We start from the raw sequence: 1,151 nt of genomic DNA, 5'->3' as shown, positions 1-1,151 counted from the left end.
CTAGCGCAAGAGAAGCTGATCCCTTTATGTCTTGATTCTGTCGTCATCACACAGGGCTTCATTGGCTCTGACGAAGAAGGCAATACAACAACGTTAGGCCGTGGTGGTAGCGACTACAGTGCAGCCTTGATTGCTGAAGGTGTGAAAGCATCTGGACTTGAAATTTGGACAGATGTTCCTGGTATTTACACGACCGATCCTCGCATCGCACCAAAAGCGTCACCAATCCCAGAGATCAGTTTTAGTGAAGCCTCTGAAATGGCTAACTTTGGCGCGAAAATATTACACCCATCAACACTAGTCCCTGCTCTGCGTCATGATATCCCGGTTTTTGTTGGCTCATCCAAAGAACCAGAAAAAGGCGGCACGTGGATTCGTCATCAAGTCGAAAGCTCACCACTGTTCCGCGCCCTCGCTCTGCGTTGTAATCAAACGATGGTCACTCTGCGTAGTGCGAACATGTTCCATGCGTACGGCTTCTTAGCAAAAGTATTTGAGATTTTAGCCAAGCACAAAATTTCGGTAGACCTTATCACCACATCAGAAATCAGTGTGTCACTCACACTGGATCAAACTGATACCTCAGGAGGCGCACCACAACGTCCTCAAGCAGCACGTGAAGAGTTGGAAGAGTTGTGTAAGGTCGAAGTAGAACATGACCTTTGTTTGGTAGCCTTGATTGGTAACAAGATGAGTGAACGTAAAGGCTATGCGAAGCAAGTATTTGGTACGCTAGAAGATTTGAACTTACGCATGATCTGTTATGGAGCAAGCCCTCATAACCTGTGCTTCCTTGTGAATGAGTCGGTGGCGAAGCAAGCCATTCAGAAGCTGCATACAGAGCTCTTCGAACAATAACATTGGTTTGTATCCTCAAGTGACCACTACCGTGGTTCAAAAAGCATAACGTGTTTTTTGAGGGAACAACGACAAACTGAAGGGCTGCACATTGGCAGCCCTTTTTATTGCTTGTTCACTTGATTTAGCCGTTAATGTTTGGCCCCAACCATTTTTCAGCTTCGATCCTATCCCAACCTTTACGATCAGCATAACTCTCTAGCTGATCATCTTGGATCTGAGCGATCGCAAAATAGCGAGAGTCTGGACGTGAGAAATACCAACCGGACACTGATGCCCCCGGATACATTGCA

General features: G+C 46.5%; 2 protein-coding genes. One reads left to right on the top strand and one right to left on the bottom strand.

Features of this window, described 5'->3' with window-relative positions:
* On the top strand, nucleotides 1-858 hold an 858-nt coding region (gene lysC, locus R7R24_RS24705), incomplete at its 5' end, for a lysine-sensitive aspartokinase 3 (protein ID WP_318119727.1).
* Nucleotides 859-982: 124 nt separating this feature from the next.
* Here the strand turns inward: lysC and R7R24_RS31020 are convergent.
* The coding region (locus tag R7R24_RS31020; RefSeq protein WP_411978827.1) for a vitamin B12 dependent-methionine synthase activation domain-containing protein at nucleotides 983-1,151 on the bottom strand (169 nt) is incomplete at its 5' end.

Source organism: Vibrio sp. 704 (genome assembly GCF_033339295.1).
The sequence above is the reverse complement of the archived record's forward strand: the minus strand, read 5'-3'. Positions and strand labels throughout refer to the sequence as shown.